23 protein-coding genes are annotated in these 24,295 nt (G+C 71.7%); 8 read left to right on the plus strand and 15 right to left on the minus strand.

The genetic code is table 11. From position 1 onward, the window contains the following. Window positions 1–121: 121 nt before the first annotated feature. Window positions 122–928 (minus strand): TetR/AcrR family transcriptional regulator, encoded by an 807-nt coding sequence (locus ACZ47G_RS01485; protein ID WP_465739413.1) that lies wholly within the window; start codon window positions 926–928, stop codon window positions 122–124. Window positions 929–1,023: 95 nt separating this feature from the next. On the opposite strand from ACZ47G_RS01485, the gene ACZ47G_RS01490 reads away from it, so the two are divergent. Next, window positions 1,024–2,250: an FAD-dependent oxidoreductase gene (locus ACZ47G_RS01490; protein ID WP_465739414.1), complete on the plus strand. Its 1,227-nt coding sequence runs from the start codon at window positions 1,024–1,026 to the stop codon at window positions 2,248–2,250. A 117-nt stretch (window positions 2,251–2,367) separates the two neighbouring features. Next, the gene (locus ACZ47G_RS01495; protein WP_465739415.1) at window positions 2,368–3,123 is read left to right on the plus strand and encodes an alpha/beta fold hydrolase; all 756 of its coding nucleotides are present in this window, start codon (window positions 2,368–2,370) and stop codon (window positions 3,121–3,123) included. 90 nt (window positions 3,124–3,213) lie between these two features. On the opposite strand, the gene mqnP is transcribed toward ACZ47G_RS01495, so the two are convergent. After that, window positions 3,214–4,119 (minus strand): menaquinone biosynthesis prenyltransferase MqnP, encoded by a 906-nt coding sequence (gene mqnP, locus ACZ47G_RS01500; protein ID WP_465740012.1) that lies wholly within the window; start codon window positions 4,117–4,119, stop codon window positions 3,214–3,216. Beyond that, window positions 4,107–5,564, minus strand: a complete 1,458-nt coding sequence (locus ACZ47G_RS01505; RefSeq protein WP_465739417.1) for a menaquinone biosynthesis decarboxylase — start codon at window positions 5,562–5,564, stop codon at window positions 4,107–4,109. The genes mqnP and ACZ47G_RS01505 overlap by 13 nt, the downstream gene beginning before the upstream one ends. A gap of 93 nt (window positions 5,565–5,657) precedes the next feature. Between ACZ47G_RS01505 and ACZ47G_RS01510 the strand changes: the two genes are divergently transcribed. The 4 genes from ACZ47G_RS01510 to ACZ47G_RS01525 all read left to right on the plus strand — a co-directional run bounded on the left by ACZ47G_RS01510 (window position 5,658) and on the right by ACZ47G_RS01525 (window position 9,453). Next, the gene (locus ACZ47G_RS01510; protein ID WP_465739418.1) at window positions 5,658–6,173 is read left to right on the plus strand and encodes a PLD nuclease N-terminal domain-containing protein; all 516 of its coding nucleotides are present in this window, start codon (window positions 5,658–5,660) and stop codon (window positions 6,171–6,173) included. A 451-nt stretch (window positions 6,174–6,624) separates the two neighbouring features. After that, on the plus strand, window positions 6,625–8,226 hold the full coding sequence (locus ACZ47G_RS01515) for an acyl-CoA carboxylase subunit beta (protein ID WP_465739419.1): 1,602 nt from the start codon (window positions 6,625–6,627) through the stop codon (window positions 8,224–8,226). 111 nt (window positions 8,227–8,337) lie between these two features. Further along, window positions 8,338–8,547 carry an acyl-CoA carboxylase epsilon subunit gene (locus ACZ47G_RS01520; protein ID WP_465739420.1) on the plus strand — a complete coding sequence of 70 codons (210 nt, stop codon included), beginning with the start codon at window positions 8,338–8,340 and terminating at the stop codon, window positions 8,545–8,547. A gap of 294 nt (window positions 8,548–8,841) precedes the next feature. Next, on the plus strand, window positions 8,842–9,453 hold the full coding sequence (locus ACZ47G_RS01525) for a ScbR family autoregulator-binding transcription factor (protein ID WP_465739421.1): 612 nt from the start codon (window positions 8,842–8,844) through the stop codon (window positions 9,451–9,453). 16 nt (window positions 9,454–9,469) lie between these two features. On the opposite strand, the gene ACZ47G_RS01530 is transcribed toward ACZ47G_RS01525, so the two are convergent. Then, window positions 9,470–10,087, minus strand: coding sequence for a ScbR family autoregulator-binding transcription factor (locus tag ACZ47G_RS01530; protein WP_465739422.1), 618 nt, complete (start codon window positions 10,085–10,087; stop codon window positions 9,470–9,472). Window positions 10,088–10,436: 349 nt separating this feature from the next. Between ACZ47G_RS01530 and ACZ47G_RS01535 the strand changes: the two genes are divergently transcribed. Next, the gene (locus tag ACZ47G_RS01535; protein ID WP_380462926.1) at window positions 10,437–11,489 is read left to right on the plus strand and encodes a ScbA/BarX family gamma-butyrolactone biosynthesis protein; all 1,053 of its coding nucleotides are present in this window, start codon (window positions 10,437–10,439) and stop codon (window positions 11,487–11,489) included. 16 nt (window positions 11,490–11,505) lie between these two features. Here the strand turns inward: ACZ47G_RS01535 and ACZ47G_RS01540 are convergent, their stop codons facing one another. From ACZ47G_RS01540 to hemL, 7 genes are all read right to left on the minus strand, one after another. Beyond that, window positions 11,506–11,892, minus strand: a complete 387-nt coding sequence (locus tag ACZ47G_RS01540) for a hypothetical protein (RefSeq protein WP_380462925.1) — start codon at window positions 11,890–11,892, stop codon at window positions 11,506–11,508. A gap of 148 nt (window positions 11,893–12,040) precedes the next feature. Beyond that, entirely contained in the window at window positions 12,041–13,171 is a 1,131-nt protein-coding gene (ccsB, locus tag ACZ47G_RS01545) for a c-type cytochrome biogenesis protein CcsB (RefSeq protein ID WP_465739423.1), read from the minus strand. A gap of 3 nt (window positions 13,172–13,174) precedes the next feature. Next, a complete protein-coding gene (gene resB / locus ACZ47G_RS01550; RefSeq protein WP_465739424.1) occupies window positions 13,175–14,983 on the minus strand; it encodes a cytochrome c biogenesis protein ResB in 1,809 nt (602 codons plus the stop codon). A 2-nt stretch (window positions 14,984–14,985) separates the two neighbouring features. Further along, on the minus strand, window positions 14,986–15,774 hold the full coding sequence (locus ACZ47G_RS01555) for a cytochrome c biogenesis CcdA family protein (RefSeq protein WP_465739425.1): 789 nt from the start codon (window positions 15,772–15,774) through the stop codon (window positions 14,986–14,988). Beyond that, entirely contained in the window at window positions 15,771–16,385 is a 615-nt protein-coding gene (locus tag ACZ47G_RS01560) for a TlpA family protein disulfide reductase (RefSeq protein WP_380462917.1), read from the minus strand. The genes ACZ47G_RS01555 and ACZ47G_RS01560 overlap by 4 nt, the downstream gene beginning before the upstream one ends. A 142-nt stretch (window positions 16,386–16,527) precedes the next feature. After that, on the minus strand, window positions 16,528–17,178 hold the full coding sequence (locus tag ACZ47G_RS01565) for a histidine phosphatase family protein (RefSeq protein WP_465740013.1): 651 nt from the start codon (window positions 17,176–17,178) through the stop codon (window positions 16,528–16,530). 52 nt (window positions 17,179–17,230) lie between these two features. Beyond that, the gene (gene hemL, locus ACZ47G_RS01570) at window positions 17,231–18,559 is read right to left on the minus strand and encodes a glutamate-1-semialdehyde 2,1-aminomutase (RefSeq protein WP_380462915.1); all 1,329 of its coding nucleotides are present in this window, start codon (window positions 18,557–18,559) and stop codon (window positions 17,231–17,233) included. 476 nt (window positions 18,560–19,035) lie between these two features. Here hemL and ACZ47G_RS01575 point away from each other — a divergent pair, with 476 nt between their 5' ends. Beyond that, on the plus strand, window positions 19,036–19,518 hold the full coding sequence (locus ACZ47G_RS01575) for a hypothetical protein (RefSeq protein WP_350507657.1): 483 nt from the start codon (window positions 19,036–19,038) through the stop codon (window positions 19,516–19,518). Window positions 19,519–19,634: 116 nt separating this feature from the next. On the opposite strand, the gene ACZ47G_RS01580 is transcribed toward ACZ47G_RS01575, so the two are convergent. From ACZ47G_RS01580 to ACZ47G_RS01595, 4 genes are all read right to left on the minus strand, one after another. Then, window positions 19,635–20,123 carry a MarR family winged helix-turn-helix transcriptional regulator gene (locus ACZ47G_RS01580; RefSeq protein WP_465739426.1) on the minus strand — a complete coding sequence of 163 codons (489 nt, stop codon included), beginning with the start codon at window positions 20,121–20,123 and terminating at the stop codon, window positions 19,635–19,637. A 63-nt stretch (window positions 20,124–20,186) separates the two neighbouring features. Continuing rightward, complete coding sequence (locus ACZ47G_RS01585) at window positions 20,187–21,488, minus strand: glycosyltransferase family 39 protein (RefSeq protein WP_465739427.1); 1,302 nt, start codon at window positions 21,486–21,488, stop codon at window positions 20,187–20,189. Between the two features lie 194 nt (window positions 21,489–21,682). Next, entirely contained in the window at window positions 21,683–23,359 is a 1,677-nt protein-coding gene (locus tag ACZ47G_RS01590) for an RICIN domain-containing protein (RefSeq protein WP_465739428.1), read from the minus strand. A gap of 245 nt (window positions 23,360–23,604) precedes the next feature. Further along, complete coding sequence (locus ACZ47G_RS01595; RefSeq protein ID WP_360225917.1) at window positions 23,605–23,844, minus strand: chaplin; 240 nt, start codon at window positions 23,842–23,844, stop codon at window positions 23,605–23,607. Window positions 23,845–24,295: the final 451 nt, after the last annotated feature.

Consider the following 24,295-nt stretch of genomic DNA (forward strand, 5'->3'; position numbering starts at 1 on the left):
CGAGCCCCGGCTCCCGGCACCGTCCGGGAGCCGGGGCTCGACGCGTCCTAGCCGCGGACCGGGCAGAAGGGATGGCCCGCCGGGTCCGGGCAGTCGAGGACCAGGCACTGCAGCTTGCCGATCACGAGTCATCTCCGGGGCCCTCGGGGCCGGGGCCGGGCAGGGTGACGGCCCGGAGGTAGGCCTCGGCGAACAGGTCCAGCACATCCTCCAGCGGTGGCAGTGCGGCGCCGAAGGCGGGCTCCAGCACCGGTCTCATCAGTACGTGGTTGACCAGCGGGCCGAGCAGCAGCTGGACCAGCACCGGGAGCGGCAGCGGCCGCAGCCGGCCCGCCTCGACGTGCGGCAGCAGCAGACTGGCGAGGCCGTCGAACATCCGCGGCAGGTGGGCCGCCATCATCCGGGCGGCGGGGCCGTCCGGGCGGCCGAAGAGGTCGGCGAAGACCGCCGGGACGACCCGCGGCTCGTTGTCGAAGGCCGCTGCGAAGGTGTGGTGGATCGCCCGGACGGTGTCCTCCAGGCTCCCCGGCGGGTCCGCGGCGAGCGCTTCCAGGTCCGGCAGCGGGCCGTACTGGAGGAAGACGGCGGCGAACAGGCCGTCCCGCCCCTCGAAGACGGTGTGCAGGCTGGGCAGTGAGCACCCGGCCCGGTCGGCCACGGCGTCCAGGGTCACCCCGGCCAGTCCGCGTTCGGCGACCAGTCGGGCCGCCGCCTCGATCGCCCGCTCCCGCACCGGCGGCCGTCCGCCCGGGTCGACGCCGGTGCGCCGGACGGCCTCGTCCAGCGGGGCGCGGGAGCCGCCGAGCCGGCGCAGCAGGGTGCTGCGCGAGATGCCGGCCGCCGAGGCGATCGCCGTCAGTGGGACGTCCGCGACGTCCTGCCCCCGTTCCTTCGCCGCCGCGAGGGCGGCGGCCACCAGATCGTTCATGTGAGACATCGTACTACTTGACACCTGAGACGGTTCCAGAGACGCTCTATATGCAAGTTCCAAGCACGAGTGGCGAAGGAACGAAGGGGAGAGCCATGAGCGTGATCGTCTCCGGGGGCGGACCGGCCGGAATGATGCTGGGCCTGATGCTGGCCCGCGCGGGGGTCGAGGTGACCGTGCTGGAGAAGCACGGCGACTTCCTGCGCGACTTCCGCGGTGACACCGTCCACGCGTCCACCGTGCGGCTGATGGACGAGCTCGGCCTCGGCCGCAAGTTCGCCGCCCTGCCGCAGAGCCGGCTCGGCAACCTGGTCGTGCCGGTGCCCGGCGTCGGCGACGTCACGCTGAGCGCCTACGACCGGCTGCCCGCGCCGTACAACTACATCGCGATGATGCCGCAGTGGGACCTGCTCAACTTCCTGGTCGAGGAGGCCCGGCGGGAACCCGGCTTCAGCGTGCGGATGAACACCGAGGCGACCGGGCTGCTCCGCGAGGGCGGCCGGGTGGTCGGGGTCCGCTACCGCACCCGGGACGGCGAGGAGGGCGAGCTGCGCGCCGCGCTCACCGTCGCCGCGGACGGTCGGCACTCCACCCTGCGCAGGGAGGCCGGACTGGTGCCGGAGGAGTACCCGGTGCCCTTCGACGTCTGGTGGTTCCGGCTCCCCCGGCACGCCCACGAGCAGGCCACCCCGCCCAGCCTGGTCCCCGGCTTCGGCGACGGCGAGATGGCGCTCAGCATCACCCGCGACCAGTACTTCCAGATCGCCTACTTCAACGCCAAGGGCGCCGACGCCCGGCTGCGCGCCGAGGGCGTCGAGGGCTTCCGCGCCCGGATCGCCCGGATCCTGCCGCAGTACGCCGACCGGGTCGACCAGTTGACGGCCATGGACGACGTCCACCTGCTCGACGTCAAGCTCAACCGGCTCGACCGCTGGTACATCGACGGCTTACTGCTGATCGGCGACGCCGCCCACGCGATGTCCCCGGCCGGCGGGGTCGGCATCAACCTCGCCATCCAGGACGCCGTCGCCGCCGCCACCCTGCTCGCCGAACCGCTGCGCCGCGGCCGGCCGACCGTCGCCGCGCTGGCCCGGGTGCAGCGGCGCCGCTGGTGGCCGACTGTGGTCATGCAGCGGTTCCAGCGGGTCCTGCACGGCGTGATGTTCACCCCGGTGCTGACCGGCCGCCGCTCCGGACCGCCCACCGCCCTCGCCACCCTGTCCCGCCGGGTGCCCGCCGTCCGGCTCGGCATCTCCCGGCTGATCGCCCACGGCCCCCGCCCGGAGCACGCCCCGGCCTTCGCCCGGCGTCCGGCGGGCTGAACCGGCCCGGCCACCGCGGTGCCGCCCGGCGCGGCGCCGAGGCGCCGCACCGCACCGCGAAGGCCGGTGCCCGGACCGGCCGTTCGGACGGGTGGTTTCCGGGGAACGACCCCCGGCATGACGATCCCTCACCGCGTCACCGGCACCGGCGACCACCACGTCCTCGTCCTGCACGACTGGTTCGGCACCAGCGCGGGCTGGGGCCCCTTCCTCGACTACCTCGACGGCCGGGCCTTCAGCTACGCCTTCCTCGACTACCGCGGCTACGGCGAACGCAAGGACGTGACCGGCGCGTACACCCTGGCCGAGATCGCCGCCGACGCGCTCGCCCTCGCCGACCAACTCGGCTGGGACCGCTTCTCCGTGGTCGGCCACTCGATGGGCGGCAAGGCGGCCCAGCAGCTCCTGGCCGAGGCCCCGTTGCGGGTGCGCAAGCTGGTCGGCCTGGCGCCGGTGCCCGCCGGGGCGTACCCGCTGGACGAGGCCGGCGAGGCGCTGTTCTACGGCGCCGCCGGGGACCGGGAGAAGCGGTACGCGATCCTCGACCTGGTCACCGGGCAGCGGGCCGGCCGGATCTGGCTGGACCGGATGGTCGACCAGTCCCTGCGGCTGTCCACCGCCGAGGCCTTCGACGGTTACGTCCGGGACTGGACGACCGCCGACCTGGAGCGCCGGATCAGCGGGAACCCCGTCCCGGTCAAGGTCATCGTCGGCGCCCACGACCTCGCCCTGACCGCCGAGGTGATGCGGGGGACCTGGCTGGAGCACTACCCCAACGCCGAGTTGGAGGAGATCGACGGCAGCGGGCACTACCCGATGTACGAGACGCCGGTGGCACTGGCCTCGTCACTGGAGGCCTTCCTGCACAACTGACCCGCACCGGGGGCGCCGTGGAGCACGCGCCGCCGTTCCGGTGGGCCCCGGGGGCGGTCGGGCCCCGGGGGCTCACCGGAACGGCGGCGGTCAGACCCCGAGGCCGCGGATGACCAGGTCCACCAGGGCGAAGAAGAACAGCGAGACCCCGACGAAGCTGTTCGTCTGGAAGAACGCCCGGTTGAGCTTCGACAGGTCGTTCGGCTTCACGATGGTGTGCTCGTAGACGAAGGCACCCGCGACGACGACCAGGCCGGTCCAGAACGCCGGGCCGGCGTCGGTGAGCACCGCGAACCAGCCGAGCAGCAGCGTCGTCAACAGGTGGCAGACCCGGGCGCCCCAAATGGCGGCCGGCACGCCGAACCGGGCCGGCGGCGAACCGACCCCGTGCTCCCGGTCGGACTCGACGTCCTGGCAGGCGTAGATCAGGTCGAAACCGCCGATCCAGATGCCGACCGCGACGCCGAGGACCACGGCCTCCCAGGACCAGCTGCCGGACACCGCGAGCCAGGCGCCCACCGGGCCCATCGCCTGGGCCAGGCCCAGGATCGCCTGCGGGAAGTTGGTGAACCGCTTGCCGTACGGGTAGACGACCATCGGCACCACGGCCACCGGCGCGAGGGACAGGCAGAGCGGGTTGAGCATCGCGGCCGCGCCGAGGAACACCACCAGGGCGACCGCCGAGCCGACGTACGCCGTCCTCAACGAGACGGCGCCGGTGACGAGTTCGCGGCCGGCGGTGCGCGGGTTCCGGGCGTCGATCTCGCGGTCGATGATCCGGTTGGCGGCCATCGCGAAGGTGCGCAGGCCGACCATGCAGACGGTGACGACGAACAACTGGCCCCAGTGCACCCGCTTGTCCGCCAGGAACATGGCGGTCAGCGCGGCGATGTAGGCGAAGGGCAGGGCGAAGACCGAGTGCTCGATCATCACCAGGCGCAGGAACGCCCTGGTGCGCCCCGGGGTCTCGACCGCGGCCGTGCTCACAGCCCGTATTCCTTCCAACGACGGGACACCAGCGCGGCGGTCGCCGGGTCCGAGGACACCATCTCCGGCCAGCCGCCGTCCCGGGTGTAGCCCTCCTCGGGCAGCTTGCGGGTGGCGTCGATGCCCGCCTTGCCGCCCCAGAACTGCTGGTAGGAGGCATGGTCGAGGTGGTCGACCGGGCCTTCGACCACGGTGAGGTCGCGGCTGTAGTCGACGTTCCCGAAGGCCCGCCAGGCGACTTCCTGGTAGTCGTGGACGTCGCAGTCGGAGTCCACCACGATGATCAGCTTGGTGAGCGACATCATGTGGGCGCCCCAGATCGCGTGCATCGTCTTCTGGGCGTGCTTGGGGTACTTCTTGTCGATCGAGACGATCACGCAGTTGTGGAAGCCGCCGGCCTCGGGCAGGTCGTAGTCGACGATGTCCGGGATGATGATCTTCAGCAGCGGCAGGAAGAACCGCTCGGTGAACTTGCCCAGCGGGCCGTCCTCCGTCGGCGGGCGGCCGACCACGATGGACTGCAGGATCGGACGGCGGCGCATCGTCACGCAGTCGATCGTCAGCGCCGGGAACGGCTCCTGCGGGGTGTAGAAGCCGGTGTGGTCGCCGAACGGGCCCTCGGGGAGCATCTCACCGGGCTCCAGCCAGCCCTCCAGGACCACCTCGGCGTCGGCCGGGACCTGCAGCGGGACGGTCTTGCAGTCGACCATCCGGACCCGCTCGCCCGCGACGAAGCCGGCGAACAGGTACTCGTCGATGTCGCCGGGCAGCGGAGCGGTGGCCGCGTAGGTGACGGCCGGCGGGCAGCCGAAGGCGATCGCGACCGGGAGGCGCTCACCGCGCTTGGCCGCGACGGCGTAGTGGTTGCGGCTGTCCTTGTGGATCTGCCAGTGCATCCCGATGGTGCGGCGGTCGTGCCGCTGGAGCCGGTACAGGCCGAGGTTGCGGACGCCGGTGTCCGGGTCCTTGGTGTGGGTCAGGCCCAGGTTGAAGAAGGAGCCGCCGTCCAGCGGCCAGGTGAACAGCGCGGGCAGCTCGTCCAGGTTGACGTCGTCACCGGTGAGCACGACCTCCTGGACGGGGGCGTCGCCCGACTTCACGTTCCGGGGCGGGACGTGCGCCATCGAGGCGAGCTTGCCGAAGGCGTCCCGGAACCCGGTGAAGCCCTGCGGCAGTTCGGGCTTGAGCAGACCGGCGATCTTCTCCGAGATGTCCTCCGGGCCCTTGAGGCCGAGCGACTTGGCGAGCCGCCGCTCGGTGCCGAAGACGTTCATCGCGAGCGGCATCGACGAGCCCTTGACGTTCTCGAACAGCAGCGCCGGGCCCTTGGCCTTCTGTACCCGATCGACGATCTCGCCGATCTCCAGGTGGGGGTCCACCTCCGCCTTGATGCGCTTGAGGTCGCCCTCGCGGTCGAGGGCCCGGAGAAACGAGCGGAGATCGTCGTATGCCATGCCTGTCAGTATCCGCCACCCGATAGCCTGGCTTGCGTCAAGGGCCCCGGCAGGCGCCCGCCGCCACCGCCCTCGCTGGGGGAGATCACAGCCGTGCTGAGGATTCTTCTGACCATCGTCCTTCCGCTCGCGCTGTGGGTCTGGGCGTTCATCGACTGCCTGGTCACGCCCGAGGGCGAGGTGAAGCACCTGCCGAAGCCGATCTGGCTGATCATCGTGCTGCTCTTCCCGCCGCTCGGCCCGATCGCCTGGCTGGTGGCCGGCAAGCAGCGCGGCTTCCTGCGGGCCGGCGCGCCGGACGGGCACCCGGGGCGGCCGGCCTCCGACGGCCGGCCGGGGTTCGGCGCCCCGCGCGGCGGGCGGCAGGTGGCGCCGGACGACGATCCGGAGTTCCTGGCCTCGCTGGGGAACGAGTCGCCGGGGAACGAGTCGCCGGGGAACGAGTCGCCGGAGGCAGAGTCGGCGGGGAAGTCGCCCGGGAAGGGCGGGTCGTTGCAGAAGGGCGACAAGGACCACGAGGACATGCTCCGGCGGTGGGAGGCCGATCTGCGCCGCCGGGAGCAGGAGCTGCGCCGCGGCGACGAGCCCGAGGACGGGCGAAAGAGCTGATCGGAGCGGTTCGGCCGCTCCCCCGGACAGCCCACCCGGGCAAGCTCGGGTGGGCTGTGGCGTTTTTGGCGCTTCCCTACGACTGCGAACCCACTGGCACGAATCGGGGCCTTCCCGGCGCCGGGATTGAGCGGAGCTTGAGCCGCACCCTAGACGGCCGCCCTACAGTGCTGCGAGACGGCCCTGACCTGCGCTTTTCTTCATGCTCAGATCATCGGACCATCATCTGCCCGACAACTCCCAGTATTCGAACGGACACCGAGCGCACCGTCTTCGAACCGACCGCTTCTGTACAGGCCTGACAGCTAAACGAACTCGACCTTGTACGGAATCGACGCCGAAACCAGCGCACGGCCCCTCGTACAGTCATAAGTGAAGAAGTTGATTCGCAGCTGGGGGCACAGCAGACGTTGGCTGTCGGACAGTTCCCTCACCCTTGGAGTGGTTCGAGATGACGGTTGTGCATGAGGCGCCGGTCGGCGGCGAGGTCCCCGAGGTCCCGGTCGACGCCAAGGGGCGGGTCGCCGAGCTCCACGAGCTCCGCGAGAAGGTGCGTCGCGGCCCGAGCGAGAAGGCCACGGAGGCCCAGCACGCGAAGGGCAAGCTGACCGCCCGCGAGCGCATCGAGCTGCTGCTGGACGAGGGCTCCTTCCGCGAGGTCGAGCCGCTGCGCCGGCACCGCGCCCAGGGCTTCGGCCTGGAGGCCAAGAAGCCGCACACCGACGGCGTGATCGTCGGCTGGGGCACCGTGCACGGGCGCACCGTCTTCACCTACGCGCACGACTTCCGGATCTTCGGCGGAGCGCTGGGCGAGGCCCACGCCCAGAAGATCCACAAGATCATGGACATGGCCATCGCGGCCGGCGCCCCGCTGGTCTCGCTGAACGACGGCGCCGGCGCCCGCATCCAGGAGGGCGTCACCGCCCTGGCCGGCTACGGCGGCATCTTCCAGCGCAACACCAAGGCCTCCGGCGTCATCCCGCAGATCTCGGTGATGCTCGGCCCGTGCGCCGGCGGCGCCGCGTACTCCCCCGCGCTGACCGACTTCGTCTTCATGGTCCGCGAGACCTCGCAGATGTTCATCACCGGCCCGGACGTGGTCCAGGCCGTCACCGGCGAGAAGATCAGCCAGAACGGGCTGGGCGGCGCCGACGTGCACGCCGGTGTCTCGGGCGTCTCGCACTTCGTCTACGACGACGAGCAGTCCTGCATCGAGGAGGTCCGCTACCTCCTGTCGCTGCTGCCGCAGAACAACCGCGAGATGCCGCCGTCCGTGGTCAGCGAGGACCCGGTCGAACGCCGCAACGACAGCCTGCTGGACCTGGTGCCCGCCGACGGCAACCGCCCGTACGACATGCGCAAGGTCATCGAGGAGATCGTCGACCACGGCGAGTACCTGGAGGTCCACGAGCGCTGGGCCACCAACGTGCTGTGCGTGCTGGCGCGGGTCGACGGCCACGTCACCGGCATCATCGCCAACCAGCCGCAGTCGCTGGCCGGCGTGCTGGACATCAACGCCAGCGAGAAGGCCGCGCGCTTCGTCCAGATGTGCGACGCCTTCAACATCCCGCTGGTCACCCTGCTGGACGTGCCCGGCTTCCTGCCCGGCGTCGACCAGGAGCACGGCGGCATCATCCGGCACGGCGCCAAGCTGCTGTACGCGTACTGCAACGCCACCGTGCCGCGCATCTCGCTGATCCTGCGCAAGGCCTACGGCGGCGCCTACATCGTCATGGACTCCCGCTCCATCGGTGCGGACCTGTCCTACGCCTGGCCCACCAACGAGATCGCGGTGATGGGTGCCGAGGGCGCCGCCAACGTCATCTTCCGCCGCGAGATCAACGGCGCCGAGGACCCGGACGCCATGCGCGCCCAGAAGATCAAGGAATACAAGAACGAGCTGATGCACCCGTACTACGCGGCCGAGCGCGGCCTCGTGGACGACGTCATCGACCCGGCCGAAACCCGCCAGGTGATCGCCTCCGCCCTGGCGATGCTCCGTACCAAGCACGCCGACCTGCCCAGCCGCAAGCACGGCAACCCGCCGATGTAGCGGCGCGGTTCGCCACAGCGGACCGCACCGGGCACCACCAGGCACCACCAGGCACCACCAGGCACCACCACCAGCACCACACACCACAGCAACCGGGGGAGAAACCAGGACATGACCGCTTCCGCCGAACCCCTCGTCCGCATCGTCCGCGGCAGCCTCTCCGACGAGGAACTCGCCGCCCTCACCGCCGTCCTGGCGGCTCGCGCCGCCATCGCGCAGCAGGCCGCCGCCACCGCGCAGATCGAGCCGATCGCCAGCTGGCAGCGCCTGGAGCGCCGCCCGGCGTACTACTCGCCGGTCAGCTGGCAGCAGGCCGCCTGACGGCTCCGGGTCACCGGGCCCGAGAGACAGGCCCCGACGGCCGGTCACCCCCTTCGGGTGACCGGCCGTCGGGCTGTCCGGCGGGGCCCGCCGCGCCGTTCCCGCGCCGTTCCCGCGCCGTTCCCGCGCCGTTCCCGCGCCGTTCCCGGGAGCGGGCAGCCGCCGTTCGTGGCCGACCGACCGGGCCCGGAGCGGCTCGGTAGGATACCTACCGGACGGTTTCGCGCCCGTCGCCCCGTCGGCCCCCTTAGGATCGACGGCTGCCGAGGTAGAGAACTTTCCAGGGAGGCTGCGATGGCCAGGCAGGCCCGCGCGCTGGCGACCCGCCAGGCGGTACTCCTCGCGGCGGCCGAGGTGTTCGACGAGCGGGGCTACGCCGCCGCCACGATGTCCGAGATCCTGGACCGGGCCGGCGTCACCAAGGGCGCGCTGTACTTCCACTTCCACTCCAAGGAGGAGCTGGCGCTCGCCGTGATCGAGGGCCAGGGCGCCTGGATCGCCTCCTGGGAGCCCTCCTCGGACAGCCCGGTGCAGACCCTGATCGACCTCGGGTACGCGTTCGCCCGCGCACTCCAGGAGGACCCGCTTGTGCGCGGCAGCATCCGGCTGACGATCGAGCACGGCAGCTTCACCCAGCCGCAGATCGCCGCCTACCAGGGCTGGATGGACCTCGTCCGGGCGCTGCTGGAGCGCGCCCGGGAGGCCGGGGACCTCCACCCGGGGGTCGACCTGGCCGCCGCCGCCGGGGTGATCACCGGCGCGGTGACCGGGATCCAGCTGAGCTCCCAGGTGCTGGCCGAGCGGCGGGACCTGATCCAGCGGATGGCCGACCTCTGGACACTGATCCTCCCGGGACTGGTCCAGCCGCACGCGCTCGCCCGGCTGAGCGTCGCCGAGCGCGGCTGAGCCCGTCCCCCGGGGTTCAGACCCGGTAGCCGGCGCAGTCCGCCGGCCGCACCAGGGCCGGCAGCGCGGCCGTCCAGAGCCGCCGGACGGCCTCCGGCGCCGGTCGGCCGGGCTCCTCGGCGGCCAGCAGCACCTGGCCGGCCGCCGCCGCGGTGAGCAGTTCGGCGCAGGCCCGCCGGTCCGCCCCCGGGCGCAGTTCGCCGGCCTGCTCGGCACGGTCCAGCAGGCGCTGGACGACGGCGGCGAGGCTGCGCCAGGCGGTGTCCGGCCCGCCCGGGCCGCCGTCCGGGCGCGGGCCCTGGCGGCCGAGCCGGACGCCGGCCCGCACCACCACGTCCTCGCGCAGCAGCCGGGCCAGCTCGTACGAGAAGTCGATCAGCCCCTGGACGGCCCGGCCCTCGGAGCGCAGGACGCGCAGGGCGGCCGAGCCGATCTCCCGACCGGCGGCGGCCCGCACCCCGTCGGCCAGGGCCTGCTTGGAGACGAAGTGGAAGTACAGCGCGCCCTTGCTCACCCCGGCCCGGCGACTGATGTCGACCAGGCTCGCGGCCTCGAATCCGACCCCCGCGAAGGTGTCCGCGGCGGCGAGCAACACGGCCTGCCTGGTTCGCCCCGCGCGTTCCTGCTTGACCACTGACCCCTCCGGACTCCGCCGGACGCGCTCCCCGCCCCACCCGGCCGTTGTCGGCGCGCCCTCGATCGGAGACGGCGCCTCGCATGCGGACGACACCGGCCGAAACCGCATGGTTGGTATCTAATCTAGCGCCTGTGTCGACCCCGCCGTCCAGCGGGGACCTCCCCCCGCCCAAGGTCTGCCCTCCCCGTTTCGGGCATCACCGCAGACCAGGGGGCAGGTAGCGTGGTCGGTCCGGGTCTTTGCGGCGGGGACACCCCGGCCGCAGAAGACAAACCGGGTGGTATGTATGTTTTGCTGGGGCGTCCGTAGCGGACGCTCGACCGACACCCTGGAGCTGGGGCCAGTCATGCCATTGATCGTAGAGCCGGACTCGCTCGGCCCGTACGCCCACCCCGGCCCCCGTTCCGGCCCCCGCCCCGGCTACGACTTCCACGACCGGACCGTCTCCCGGCACCTGGTGCACCGCGCCGCCGTCTCCGAGGTCTTCCTCACCGGCTGGCAGGCCACCGGCCCGTACGACTTCCTGCTCGGCGCCCAGTGGCCCCGGCTGCACGGCTTCTACCGGCTTCCCGGGGACCGCTACCACGACCCGGTGCTGATGGCCGAGACCGTCCGGCAGGCCGGGCTGCTGATCGGCCACGCCGGCTTCGGGGTGCCGCGCGACCACCACTTCGTCATGGAGGACCTCGGCTACGCGCTCGGCGAGGCCGGCCTGCCGGGCCTCGCCGTCACCGCCGGCCCGGCCGCGCTGATGCTCACCGTCGGCTGCCAGGACGTCCGGATGCGGCACGGCCGACTGGCCTCGCTGCGGGTGCACGCCGAGATCACCCGGGACGGCCTGCGGATCGGCCACGGCTCCGGCCAGCTGCGGGTGATCACCCCCGCCTCGTACCAGCGGCTGCGCGGCCCCGGCCGGCACGCCGTCGCCCCGCCGCTGCCGCCGGAACCCGCCGCGCCCGAACTCGTCGGCCGGGCGCAGCCCGCGGACGTGGTGCTCAGCCCGACCCTGAGACCGGACACCTGGCTGCTGCGCGCTGACGCCGGACACCCGGTGCTGTTCGACCACGAGCTGGACCACGTGCCCGGGATGCTGGTGCTGGAGGCCGCCCGCCAGGCCGCCCAGCGGCTGCACCACCCCGAGCCGGTGGCCCCGGTCGAGCTGGTGACCTCCTTCGACCGCTACATCGAGCTGGACCGGCCCTGCTACGTGCGGGCCGTCCGGGAGCGGACACCGGACGGCCGCCGCACCCCCGTCCTGGTCCGACTGCTCCAGGACGGGCGGACGGCGGCCGAGTGCCGGCTGCTCACCGAGCCGGTGGACGGTCCGCGGGTGCCGGTCCGGCGGGACGCCTTCGAGGGCCGCCCCGCCGTGCCCGGACTGCTGCCGCTGGCGGGCTGAGCCCCGCGCGTCCGCGTCAGGCGGCCACCAGGGTGGCCGGTCGCCCGGCGTGCATCACGCTGAGGTTGGCCGCCAGCCGGACCGGGTCCTGGGCCAGCCAGAGTCGCAGCGCCGCGCCCAGCGCCGCACTGGCCGACTCGATCCGGACGTCGGTGATCTGGGCGATCCGGGCCGCGCCGGGCGCCAGCAGGTCGGCCAGCGCTGTCGGGAGCCAGACCGTCAGCGCGCACGGCGCCGGCGTCCCGAGGGCGCCCAGCAGCCGGTAGGCGTCCCCCGGCGCGCTGAGCGTGGGAATGATGTCCAGCAGAGCGTCGGCCACCACTTCGGACACGTCGCTCCGGTGCCCCTGGGCGAGCCGACGGAGCAGCAGCTGCTCGGCGGCGGTGATTCGGACGGTCAGCATGACCTCTTCGCACTCCATTGCGCGATTTCCTCCTCGTTCCTCCCCGTACCGGCGCGGACGGCCGGCACGCACTACCCCTGTTGCATCCGAGAGACAGGCCCCGCCCGACCTTCTGCGGAAAGTCGGGCCGACGGGTGGGTGCCCTCGGTCAGATCCCCGCGTACGAGTGCTTGCCGGTGACGAAGATGTTGACGCCGTAGTAGTTGAAGAGCCAGCAGGCGAAGGCGGCCAGCGCCAGGTAGGCGGCCTTGCGGCCCTTCCAGCCGGCCGTCGCGCGGGCGTGCAGGTAGCAGGCGTAGGCGACCCAGGTGATGAACGACCAGGTCTCCTTCGGGTCCCACTCCCAGTACTTGCCCCAGGCGGACTCGGCCCAGATCGCGCCCGCGATGATGGTGAACGTCCACAGCGGGAAGACCAGGGCGTTGATCCGGTACGACAGCTTGTCGAAGGTGGCCGCGGCGGGCAGCCGACGCCAGATCGAGGCCGAGGTGCCCAGCGGGCCGGTGGTCAGGCCGGCCGCCGTGCGCTTGTCGAAGGAGTCCTTGCCCAGGTACAGCAGCGTGGCGATGAACGCCGCGTAGAAGGCGCCGCCGCAGAAGATCGCGGTGGAGACGTGGATCGCCAGCCAGTACGAGTGCAGCGCCGGGACGAGCTGCTCGGAGTCGGTGTACAGCACCTGGGTGGCGATGCCGAGCGTCAGCAGCACCGCGACGGTGACCGGCAGGCCGAGCCAGCGCACGTTCTTCCGCGCGGCCAGCAGGACCACGTACGCGGCCGTCATCGCGAAGGCGAAGGCGCAGGAGAACTCGTACATGTTGCCCCACGGCCAGCGGGACACCGAGAGGCCGCGGGCGACGATGCCGCCGCCGTGCAGCAGCAGCGCCAGGACGGTGAGCGAGATCGCGATGCGGCCGGCCAGGTCGGCCTTCTCGCTGGTGCCGGCCGCGCCCGGGCCGTCCACGTCCTCGTCGCCGCGGCCGCCGGTGACCACCGTCGCGCCCTCGCCCGCCAGGACGGTACGGGTGAGCGTGGTGGTGCCGCCCTTCGCCCCGGCCACGGTGACGGTGACCTTCTTGGCGGCCTTGGGCTCCGCGGCGGCGACGGTCTCGGCCAGGTTGCCCGACTGCTCCTTGGAGCGGACGGCGACCGCGCCCTTGCTGCCGAACGTCCACTCGAACATGTGGGCGAACATAGCGATCGTGTAGACCGCCATCGCCGAATAGATCAGCTTGTTGGAGAGGTCGGCCAGCTGTGGGTCGACTCCCGAGGCGAGGTGCACCGTCTACTCCTTGGAGTTCTGGTCGGCAGGGGCTGTGGGGTCTTCTGCTGCGGGGTCTTCGGGTGCGGGGTCTTCGGGTGCGGGATCGTCGGCGGCGGGGTCTTCGGGTGCGGGCTCCCCCTCCGCCGTCGGCGGCGGCGCCGGGGAGTCCTCCTCGTCCTCCTCGTCCTCCTCCGACGCCGGGGCGTCGTCCTGGAGGTCCACCGCGAGTTCGGCCAGCTCCTCGGCGATCTTCGCCGACTCGCTGCGGGCCAGGCCGGCCAGCTCCACCTGGGTGCCGCCGCCCGGCAGGGCCACCGCCCGCACCCAGATCCGGCGGCGCTGGATGAACAGCGAGCCGATCAGGCCGAGGATCGCCAGGACGGCGCCGGTGAGCGCGATCTCGTTGCCGGGGCGGTGCGAGACGTTGAAGCTCGCCCACTGCTTGTAGCCCTCGAAGGTGACGCTGCCGTAGCCGTCCGGGAGGTCCCAGGCCTGGCCCGGCTTGAGCAGGGCCTTGGCCGGCTGGTCGTCCTGCTTCAGCTGGGTGAGCTTGGCGGTGTTCAGCTGGTAGATGTTCTGCGGCAGGCCGGAGTCGGTGCCGAGGTCGCCGGAGAAGGCGTTCAGGACCAGTTCGGGGGCGGCGTCGCCGGGGAACAGCGAGATCGGGCCGGTGCCGGCGAAGCTCAGCGGGGCGGTCGGCAGGAAGAAGCCGGAGAAGCCCAGCTGGGTCTTGTTGCCGTCCGGGCCGACGCCGTAGTCGGAGACCTTCACCACGCCGGTCGAGGTCAGGTTGGCGTCCTGCGGCAGGAACGGCACGACGTCGTGGTAGACCACGTCGCCCTTGCCGTTCTTCACGGTGATGACCGGGGCGTAGCCGTGGCCGATCAGGAAGACCTTGCTGCCGCCGATCTCCAGCGGGTGGTTGACCTCGATCGTGCCCTTCTTCAGCTTCGACTCGTCGCTGCCCTGGTAGTACTCCACGTTCGCGGTGAACTGCCGGGCGGCGCCCATCTGGTCACCGGTGTTCTGGAACTTGGAGGTGAAGTCGTCGAGCTTCAGGTAGAAGGGGTCCAGGTCCTGGTTGCCGTAGAACCGGGTGCCGGTGAAGTCGTCGAGCTGGGTGATGGTGTTGGAGTAGCCCTGGCCCTCGACCATCAGCTTGCCGCCGGTGCCGGAGGCCAGGCTGGCCCAGGCGAAGCCGCCGAGCAGCGCGAACAGCGACAGGTGGAACAGCAGGTTGCCGACCTCGCGCAGGTACCCCTTCTCGCCGGCCACCGAGTCGCCGGCCAGGTTGGCCCGGAAGCCGCGCTTGCGCAGCAACCGGTGGGCGGCGGCGTTCACCTGCTCCGGGTCCGCCCCGGTGCGCCAGGCCGCGTACACCGGCATCCGGGTCAGGTTGCGCGGTGCGGCCGGCGGCTGGGAGCGCAGCACGCCGACGAACTGCCAGGTGCGCGGGATGATGCAGCCGGCCAGCGAGACGAACAGCAGGATGTAGATCGCGGAGAACCAGACCGAGCTGTAGACGTCGAACAGCTGGAGCTTCTCGTAGATCGGCGCGACCGCGGTGTGCTGCGCCTTCCAGGTCTGCACCTTGAACTGGTTCTGGCCGTTCTGCGGGATCAGCGAGCCCGGGATGGCGGCCAGCGACAGCAGGAACAGCAGGATCAGCGCGACCCGCATCGAGGTCAGCTGACGCCACATCCAGCGGGCCCAGCCGAGCACCCCTATGCCGGTCGGTCCGTCGGACTCGACCGGCGCGGTGCTGAGCCGTTCGGCGGCGGTGTCGTCCGGCGCCGGGGGCAGCTCGGTATCGGTCGTGGTCTTGCTCACGGTCAGATTCCGATCTGGGAGTCGGCGGTCCAGGACTGCAGTTCGCTCATCCAGGAATCCCAGATCCCGGTGACGAGCAGCAGACCGACCGCGACGAGCATGCCGCCACCGATCCGCATCACGAGCGGGTAGTGCCGCTTCACCCACCCGAAGGCACCCAGCGCCCGGCGGAAGGCCAGCGCGGCCACGATGAACGGTACGCCGAGGCCCAGGCAGTAGAAGGTCATCAGCAGGGCCCCGCGTGCCGCGTCCGCCTGGTTCAGGGACAGGGTCTGGACGGCGGCGAGGGTCGGGCCGATGCAGGGCGTCCAGCCGATGCCGAACACCATGCCCAGCAGTGGCGCGCCGAGCAGGCCGACGGCCGGCCGCCGGTGCGAGCGCACCTCGCGCATGCTCAGGCCGGGGACGAGGCCCATGAAGGCCAGGCCCATCACCACGGTGAGGGCGCCGAGCACGATCGAGATGACCCGCTTGTGCTCCTGCAGGGTGTTGCCGAACTGGCCGAACAGCGCCCCGCCGGAGACGAAGACCACGGTGAAGCCGAGGATGAACAGCGTCGCCCCGAGCAGCATCCGGCCGCGCCTGGCGCCGCGGGCGTCCGCGAGGTCGGCGGCGGAGAAGCCGGTCACGTACGAGAGGTAGCCGGGTACCAGGGGCAGCACGCAGGGCGAGAAGAAGGACACCAGCCCGGCCGCCAGCGCGACCGGCGCGGCGGCGAGCAGCGCTCCGCTCTGGACCGTGGTGAAGGTGTCGGCCAGCGGGAGCGCGGCGGGTTGCAGTGGCCCACTCACTGCTGCTGCTCCGCGACCACCGGCTGGACGATCGACTCCAGCGCCTCCTGGGTCGTCCCGCCGACGGCGCGGGCGGCCAGCTTGCCGTCGCGGTCGACGACCAGGGTGGTCGGGATGGACTGCGGGTTGAGGCTGTTCCTGGGGAACTTGAGCAGCTGGGTGCCGGCCGGGTCGAAGATGCTCGGGAAGGAGACGCCCTGCTCCTGCTCGAAGCGGACGGCGTTGGTCTTGTCGGTGTCCCGGGTGTTGATGCCGAGGAACTGGACGCCCTTGTCCTTGTACTCGTCCGCGACGGCCTGGAGGTTCTTCGCCTCGGCCCGGCACGGCCCGCACCAGGAGCCCCAGACGTTCAGCACCACGACCTTGCCGCGGTAGTCGGAGAGCTTGACCTGGTTGCCCTCCAGGGTCTCCCCGGTGATGTCCGGCGCGTCCCCGCGCTTGCCGGCGTCCGCCTTCGCCAGGTTGGTCCCCTTGACGGTGACGAAACCGACCTGTCCTTCGCCGCTGCCGGACGAGCCCGAGGAGGAACAGCCGGTGAGGACGAGCGCAGCTGCGGCGACTGTGGCGGCGGCTGCGGCGACACGAGGACGGGGGCGCGTCATGGCAGACATGTGAAAAGTTTCGCATGGAGTTCCGAGCGGGTTCGCCGGGGTCCTACCTTGCGCGCCACACCATGTCTGACCTGCGAAGACTTCGGGTCACCCGGCGCTCGCCAGGTGACCCGAAGTCATACTTACGCACCGCTTACGAGCGTCAGGCGCCGAAGCTCCTACCGACCGGCTTGTCGCCCTTGCGGCCCTTGCCGACCAGGTGTGCGGGCAGCAGGTCGCGGGCCGGCTCGCGGTAGCCGACCGAGACGATCTTGTCGCCCTCGAAGGTGAAGCTGGTCAGCGAGGCCAGCGAGCACTGCCGGTTGCGCGGGTCGTGCCAGAGCCGACGGCGCTCCACGAAGGAGCGCAGGATCCAGATCGGCAGCTGGTGGCTGACGCAGACCGCCTCGTGCCCGCGGGCGGCGTCCCGGGCGGCGCCGAGCGCGCCCATCATCCGCACCACCTGGTCGAGGTACGGCTCGCCCCAGGACGGCTTGAACGGGTTGGTGAGGTACTTCCAGTAGCCCGGGTTGCGCAGCGAGCCGTCGCCGACGCCGAAGGTCTTGCCCTCGAAGACATTCTCCGCCTCGATCAGCCGCTCGTCCGCCGCGACGTCCAGGCCGTGGGCCTTGGCGATCGGCGCGGCGGTCTCCTGGGCCCGCTCCAGCGGGGAGGCCACCACGTGGGTGACGTCCCGCCCGGCGAGGTCCTCGGCGACCCGGTCGGCCATCTGCCGGCCCAGCTCGGACAGGTGGTAGTCCGGCAGCCGCCCGTACAGGACGCCCTCCGGGTTGTGCACCTCACCGTGGCGCATCACATGGACGACGGTGATCTCTTTCGCGCTCACTTCTCGACTACTCCTGAACTCAGGCCGTTGCGGCGGCAGCGGCGCGGGCGGCGGCCGGGAGGGCCGCGGCGACCCGCTCGATCGCCCGGGCGTCGTGGGTCGCCGAGACGAACCAGGACTCGAAGGCGGACGGCGGCAGGTAGACGCCCTCGGCCAGCATGGCGTGGAAGAAGGCGGTGAAACGGTACGCCTCCTGAGTCCTGGCCTCGTCGTAGTTGGTCACGGCGGCGTCGGTGAAGAACACCGAGAACATGTTCCCGGCGGTCTGCAGCCGGTGCGCCACGCCCTCCTTGGTGAGCGCCTCGGAGACCAGGCCGGAGATCTCGGCGGAGACCCGGTCCACCGTCGCGTACACCTCGTCGGTGCAGCCGCGCAGCTGGGCCAGGCCGGCCGCGGTGGCGACCGGGTTCCCGGACAGCGTGCCGGCCTGGTAGACCGGGCCGGCCGGGGCCAGGTGGGCCATCACGTCGGCGCGGCCGCCGAAGGCCGCGGCCGGGAAGCCGCCGCCCATGACCTTGCCGAAGGTCAGCAGGTCCGGTGCCCAGCCCTCGTTCGCCGCCTCCAGGCCGTACCAGCCGGCCTTGGAGACGCGGAAGCCGGTCATCACCTCGTCGGAGATGAACAGCGCGCCGTTGTCCCGGCAGAGCCGGGCCAGGCCCGCGTTGAAGCCGGGCAGCGGCGGGACGACGCCCATGTTGCCGGGCGAGGCCTCGGTGATCACGCAGGCGATCTCGCCCGGGTGGGCGGCGAAGGCCTGCTCGACGGCGGCCAGGTCGTTGTACGGCAGCACGATGGTGTCGCCGGCCTGGGCGCCGGTGACGCCCGGGGTGTCGGGCAGGCCGAAGGTGGCGACGCCGGAACCGGCGGCGGCCAGCAGCGCGTCCACGTGACCGTGGTAGCAGCCGGCGAACTTGACCACCTTCGCCCGGCCGGTGAAGCCGCGGGCGAGCCGGATCGCGGACATGGTGGCCTCGGTGCCGGAGGAGACCAGGCGGACCTGCTCGACCGGGGCGACCCGGGCGACGATCTCCTCGGCCAGCTCGACCTCGCCCTCGCCGGGCGTGCCGAAGGACGTACCGCGGGAGACCGCCTGCTGGACGGCGTCGATCACGGCGGGGTTCGCGTGGCCGAGGATCATCGGCCCCCACGAGCACACCAGGTCGACGTATTCACGGCCGTCGGCGTCGGTGAGGTAGGGGCCGGCGCCGGACACCATGAAGCGCGGCGTGCCGCCGACCGCGCGGAAGGCGCGCACCGGGGAGTTGACGCCGCCGGGCGTGACCACGGAGGCGCGATCGAACAGCGACTGGGACTGGGGGGCTTCGTAGGGGTAGCTCACGGGAGACATGGTCTCAAATCGTGTCCTTGAGCTCTGCATGTCCGGCCCGATCATCTGGAACGATGATCCGGGCACCGTTGTCTGTACGGTTGTCCGTGACGGTCGTCCGTGGCGGTCGTCCGTGGCGGTGGCCTACGGGCGGGGCCGCTGGTTGTTCCGTAACGCGGACCAGTCAGACTGTGTGCACAGAGTGCGCGAGCGCTCCGGTTGTGTGCAGGGGTGTGGAGAGGACTGCCGCGTACCGCGGATGGGTACGGCGGCGCATGACGGGTAAGGAGCACGTCCGGCGGGACGCCGGGCGTGCGGGGGTCTGTCGATTCCGGCGAATTCCGGTGAGGATGGTCCGAGTGTCCGAGGCGCAGGACGGCTTCGACGAGGCCGCGGGTGGGCCCCGCAAGCCCGCCGAAACCGCACGCGGGGGTACGGGAGCGGGTACGGGTCGTGGTCGCCGCGGCGGCGAGAGGCGGGGTGAGGGACGCGTGGGGGTGACGTACAAGTACTTCGGCGCACCCGACCGTGCGACCGCCGCCAGAGTCCCCACCGCCCTCGGCCCGGGCGGGCTCGGCCTGGACGCCGGTGAGCTCGGCGCACTGGGGCGGCTCGGCGACCTGATGGAGACCAGCGGCTCCCCCACCGGCCACCTCTCCACCAAGATCAAGCCGGAGACCATGAGCGCCATGGTCCTCACCGGCATCCAGGGCGTCCCGCTGCACCAGGTGCCACCGCTGGAACTCGTGGTGCTGCACCCCGACTACGCCGTCGTCCAACTCCCGCACAACGTGGTCGAACCGCTCCGCAAGGCCGACGAGACCGAGCTCGGCGCCGCCGCCTTCATCTGGTCCACCGTGCCGGACCGGCGCGGGCCCCGCGACGCCTTCGTGATCTACAGCATGCTGCACGAGTGGCAGGACTTCGCCAATCGCCTCCACGACGCCGGGCACCAGCTGTACTGCCTGGTCTGGCCCTGAACCTCCGCCCCCGGGGCCGGTGAACACGGCCAGGGGTGGGGTGAGTTGACATTTCCTCAGATCCTGACGACGGGGCGGAGCACCGGGCGCGACCGGAGCACCCGGGGCGCGGTCGCTCAGCCGCGGGCGCGCCGGGCGCGGCGTACGGTCCGTTCGCTCTCGACCGGCTCCGCCAGGTGCCCGTCGACCAGCCGGGTCAGGGCCGACACGAAGACCTGCTGCTCCGGCTGTGGCAGCGCGTCCAGCAGCTCCCGGTGGACCCGGTCGGCGATCGCGGTGCCCTGCTCGACGGCGCGCTCGCCCGCCTCGGTGACCGAGATGATCCGGGCCCGGCGGTCGGTGGCGGACGGGCGGCGCTCGGCCAGGCCCGCCTTCTCCAGCTCGTCGACGGTGACCACCATGGTGGTCTTGTCCAGGTCCGCCAGCTCGGCCAGCTGGATCTGGGTGCGCTCGGCCTCCCGCGCGTGGAACAGCACGGAGTACGCGCGGGGGGTGATCCCGAGCTCGGTGAAGGCGGCCGCCATCCGGGTCGCCAGCACGTGGCTCGCGTGGTCCAGCAGCCCGGAGATGTCGCGGATCTGGCGCACGGGCGGGGTCGTCGTCATACGTCCGAGATTAGCAACGGCCCGTCTGCTGCCGGATGATCCCGTAGCCAACCAACACCGGGGTTACGGGATGCCCAACTCGAACAGCGCATAGCCCGCGTACCAGCCCGCCGCGATCACCGGCATCGCGAACAGCCCGATCAGCGAGGAGGTCCGCACCCGGCGCAGCACCACCGCCAGGCCGATGAACAGCGGGAAGGCCGGCAGCAGGTAGCGCGAGATGTTGCCGAAGATCTGGTTGCTGCTCAGCGCGGTGAACAGGGTCAGCGCGGTGTAGACCCACAGCACCAGCGGCGGGCGGGCCCGCGCGAGCAGCACCAGCAGGCCGGGCAGGGCGATCAGCAGCGCGATGGCGATCAGGTCCGGCACCGGATTGGACTGCCAGAAGTCCCAGTGGCCGGTGATCACGTCCATCACCGTGCGCAGGGTGGAGGCGCCGAAGTCGAAGTAGCGGTTCCAGGCGCCGCGCTGGAGCTTGAAGTAGCCGCCCCAGTCGCCCATCCGCCAGCCCACCCAGGCGACGTAGCCGAGCAGGCCCCACGGGGTGATCAGCATCGCGGTCAGCGGGCGGGCCACCCCGTCGGTGCGGCGGACCAGCGCGACCAGCGCGGCGATCGACACCGCGGCGATCAGCGCGGCGGCGGTCGGCCGGTTCAGGCCGGCGACCAGGGCGATCAGTCCGGCCGCGACCCAGCGGCGGGTCATCACGCAGTAGCAGGCCCAGGCGGACAGCGCGACGAACAGCGAGTCCGAGTAGACCGCCCACTCCACGCCCGAGCCCGGGAACAGGCCCCAGATCACCGCGGCGATCACACCGGCCCGGAAGCCGGCGAGCCGCTCGGCGATCGCGAAGATCCCGGCCGCCGCGACCAGCGAGGCCAGCACCGAGACCACGATCCCCGAGCCGTACGGGCCCAGCCCGGTGACGGTGCCGACCAGCCGCATCAGCCAGGGGTAGAGCGGGAAGAAGGCGGCGGAGTTCTCGTAGTAGGTGGCCAGCGGGAAGCCGTGCAGCGGGATCAGCTGCGGGTCGTAGCCGTTCTCGGCGATCCGCTGGTACCAGACGCCGTCCCAGGTGCCCAGCACGTCCCACGAGTGGGCGCCGCCGCCCCGGCCGACCTGCTTCTTCAGGTAGTCGCCGGTGTGCTCCAGCAGCAGCAGGAAGACCGTCAGGCCGATCGCCTTGACCACCGCGTACGCGCCGACCGCGGGCGCGAAGCGGTCCACCAGCGTCATGAGGCGGCCGGGCGTGCGGTCCGTCCGCTCCTCGGCCCGCTCCCCCGCCGCGGCCACCGGCCCGGCGCTGGGCGGTGCCGTGCTGGACGGTTCCGTGCTGGACGACTCGGTGCTCGATGCCGTGCTCATCTGCTCTGGGTACTCCCCGCCCCGCTCGTGGTGCGCGCGGCTCCGGCGCCAACGACGTTCCCGAGAGCCTACGGCACGCCCCCGAACGCCTGGCCGCCCACGCCCGCCCCGGGACCCCGTGGCGCCCGGCGGGTGGGGCCGTCGCCGGCCGGGTGGGCGCGGCGACGGCCGTAGGGTCTGTCCGGCGGGGTCGGTCAGCTGTGCAGGTAGACGATGCCGAGCTTGGTGAGCTGCCAGAGCTGGGCGGGGGCGCCGGTGTCGGTGGCGAGTTCGACGTAGGGGTTGCCCTTGGCGTCGAGGGTGGCGCTTGCCGCCAGGACCTTGGTGGGGTCGGCCGAGTCGGCGATCTTGTAGTTGCCGTTGCCGGCCGGCTTGAAGACCCAGTGCTGGTTGGCGCCGCCGTTGCAGCCCCACTGCTGGATCCGGGTGCCGGGGGCGGTGGCGGCCGCGTCGGCGTCCAGGCACATGTCGCGGTTGCCGCTGAAGTCCAGCTCGTAGCTGCCGCCTGCCTTGGCCTCCAGGACGAAGGACTGGTTCAGCCCGCCGGTCGCCGGGTAGCTGATCGCGGCCCGGCCGTTGGTGGAGTCGCCGTAGCTGCCGCCGCCGGTGACGTCGAGGGCGTTGCCGGTGGCCGCGTTGGTGAGCTGGTACCAGGAGCCGTCCTCGGGGGCGTCGCCGAAGGGCTTCCCGGGGGTGAGCGGCTGGATCGAGGTGGTGTTCTGCTGGTTGAGCGTGCAGTACGCCTCCTGCTGGTCGGCCTTGGTGAAGAACTGGCCGAGGCAGACGCCCTCACCGCGGTAGCCGGCCACCCGCAGGTGGTACGACTGGCGGACCATGTTCATGCACAGCCCGGGGATGCCGATCTGCGAGTCGCAGCCGTTGCGGGCCCACTCGGAGAGGTTGATGACGTCGCCGTTGCTGTACTCGTACGGCGAGGTCGTCCACTCCGCGCACACCTCGTGCCCGAAGGCGACCCTGCGCTGGTCCAGGTACCGTACGCCGGGCACCTGTTCGGCCGCGCCGCGGAGCGCGTCGCTGAACGTCGGCACCACCCAGTTGTGGCCCCAGGCGAGGTCCTCGGGGAAGGCCGGACAGCCGTCGGCGATCTTGCCGAGGTAGTCGTTGCGCCGGATGTCCGGGGTGATCGGGTTGAAGTACGACTGGTAGACCAGCTGGTACGAGGAGTCGGCGTAGCCGGCCCTGCGCATGGTCTGCCGGATGTTCTGCAGCGCGGCGACGACCTTGGGCTGGACGGCCCGGGCCCGGCGGCGGATCTCGTCGCTGCCGATGGTGTCCCGGCAGCCCTGGTCCTTGGGGATCGGGAAGTACTGCGCGAGGCAGTGCATCATGATGCCGCTGAAGTCGAAGTCGTCGTTGGCGCCGATCGTGACGACGACCATCTTGACGTCGTACTTGGCCGCCGTGTCGGCGAGTTTGACGTCCTGTTTGGGCTCGCCGTAGTCCCCGCTGCCGCCGCCGGTGATCTTGGCCAGCTCGGGGTCGCTGACCAGGTCGCCGGTCTGGGCGCCGGAGCAGGCGAGGTCGATCGGGGTGACCCCGGGGATGTCGGTGGTGAAGATCTCCGACTTGGGGTGGCGGTGGCAGTAGTTGGTCGGGCTGTCGGTCTCCGGGAAGTAGCCGTCGTTGGTGTCGGTGCCGGCGCCCTCCCCGGAGATGGCGCTGTCGCCGAGGGCGACGATCGCGGCCGGGCGGGTGGCGGCCGGGTCCGGTGCCGGCGCGCTGTCGGCGAGGGCGGCGGGGGCGCCGGCCAGGCCGAGGGTGGCGATGAGGACGCCGGCGGCGAGCAGGGCGGCGGAGCGGGACGAGCCCGTTCGCGCCGGCCGCGCCGCGGACGTGCGGAACCTGATCACACGCGACTCCTTGCGGGGGCGGGGGAACCGTCCGGCTGGGGGTGCCGAGCGGTGCGGAGCAGGAGAGGTGCCAAAAGGTGAGCAGGTCTCACATTCTAGGTACTGACAAGTAGTGCAACAAGGCTCGTGACATCACCGGGAACTGACGCGACCGCAGCCGTACGGCAACGGAAAAGAGCCGCCGTTCCGCGCCCCAGGAGGGAAGCGCGGAACGGCGGCTCTCACCGGCCGAACCGGTCGTGGGTTCAGCCCAGGTTGGCGCAGTGGTTGCCGAACGCCGGGTTCAGCAGACCGATCACGTCCACGGAGTTGCCGCACAGGTTGACCGGAATGTGCACCGGCACCTGGATCTGGTTGCCCGAGATGACACCGGGGGAACCCGCGGCGACACCCTCGGCGCCGGAGCTGGCCATGGCGGTGCCGGCGCCGGCGGCCACGATGCCCACCACGGCCGCGCCGACGGCGGCGGTCTTCTTGATGCTCATGCGAGCCTCCTGACTGTTCATACAGAGATGCACGGGGAGTGCGACATCTAGAACGACACCCGTCCGGACCGGTTGCGACGACGCCCGCACTGTCACCCGTCTGGCCCAATGCACCGTCCGCCCGGCATTCGGGTGATCACCGGACCGGACCGTTTCCCCGCGCGCGCTGCCTCGTTCTCCCTGACGAAGACGGATCCACCCGGCCCTGCTCAATGAATCGAGTACCGCCCATGCGCAGCTCGCCCACGGCCTCGACGGCACCGAGGCCCCCGGCAAGTCGGTCGACGTGGCGGGCCCCCCAGAACCCGGCGTTCGGCGACACCGCCTGAACGCCTGACCGGGAATTCCTGGTCGCACCTGCGCCGAACCGTTCCCGGCCGTGCGGGAAATGTTCGCGAGGTGCTGGAAGAAACGCGGCGGCCGCGTCGACGCCCGAGCCATGGGCGGAACA

Source organism: Kitasatospora sp. NPDC030952, assembly GCF_055571335.1.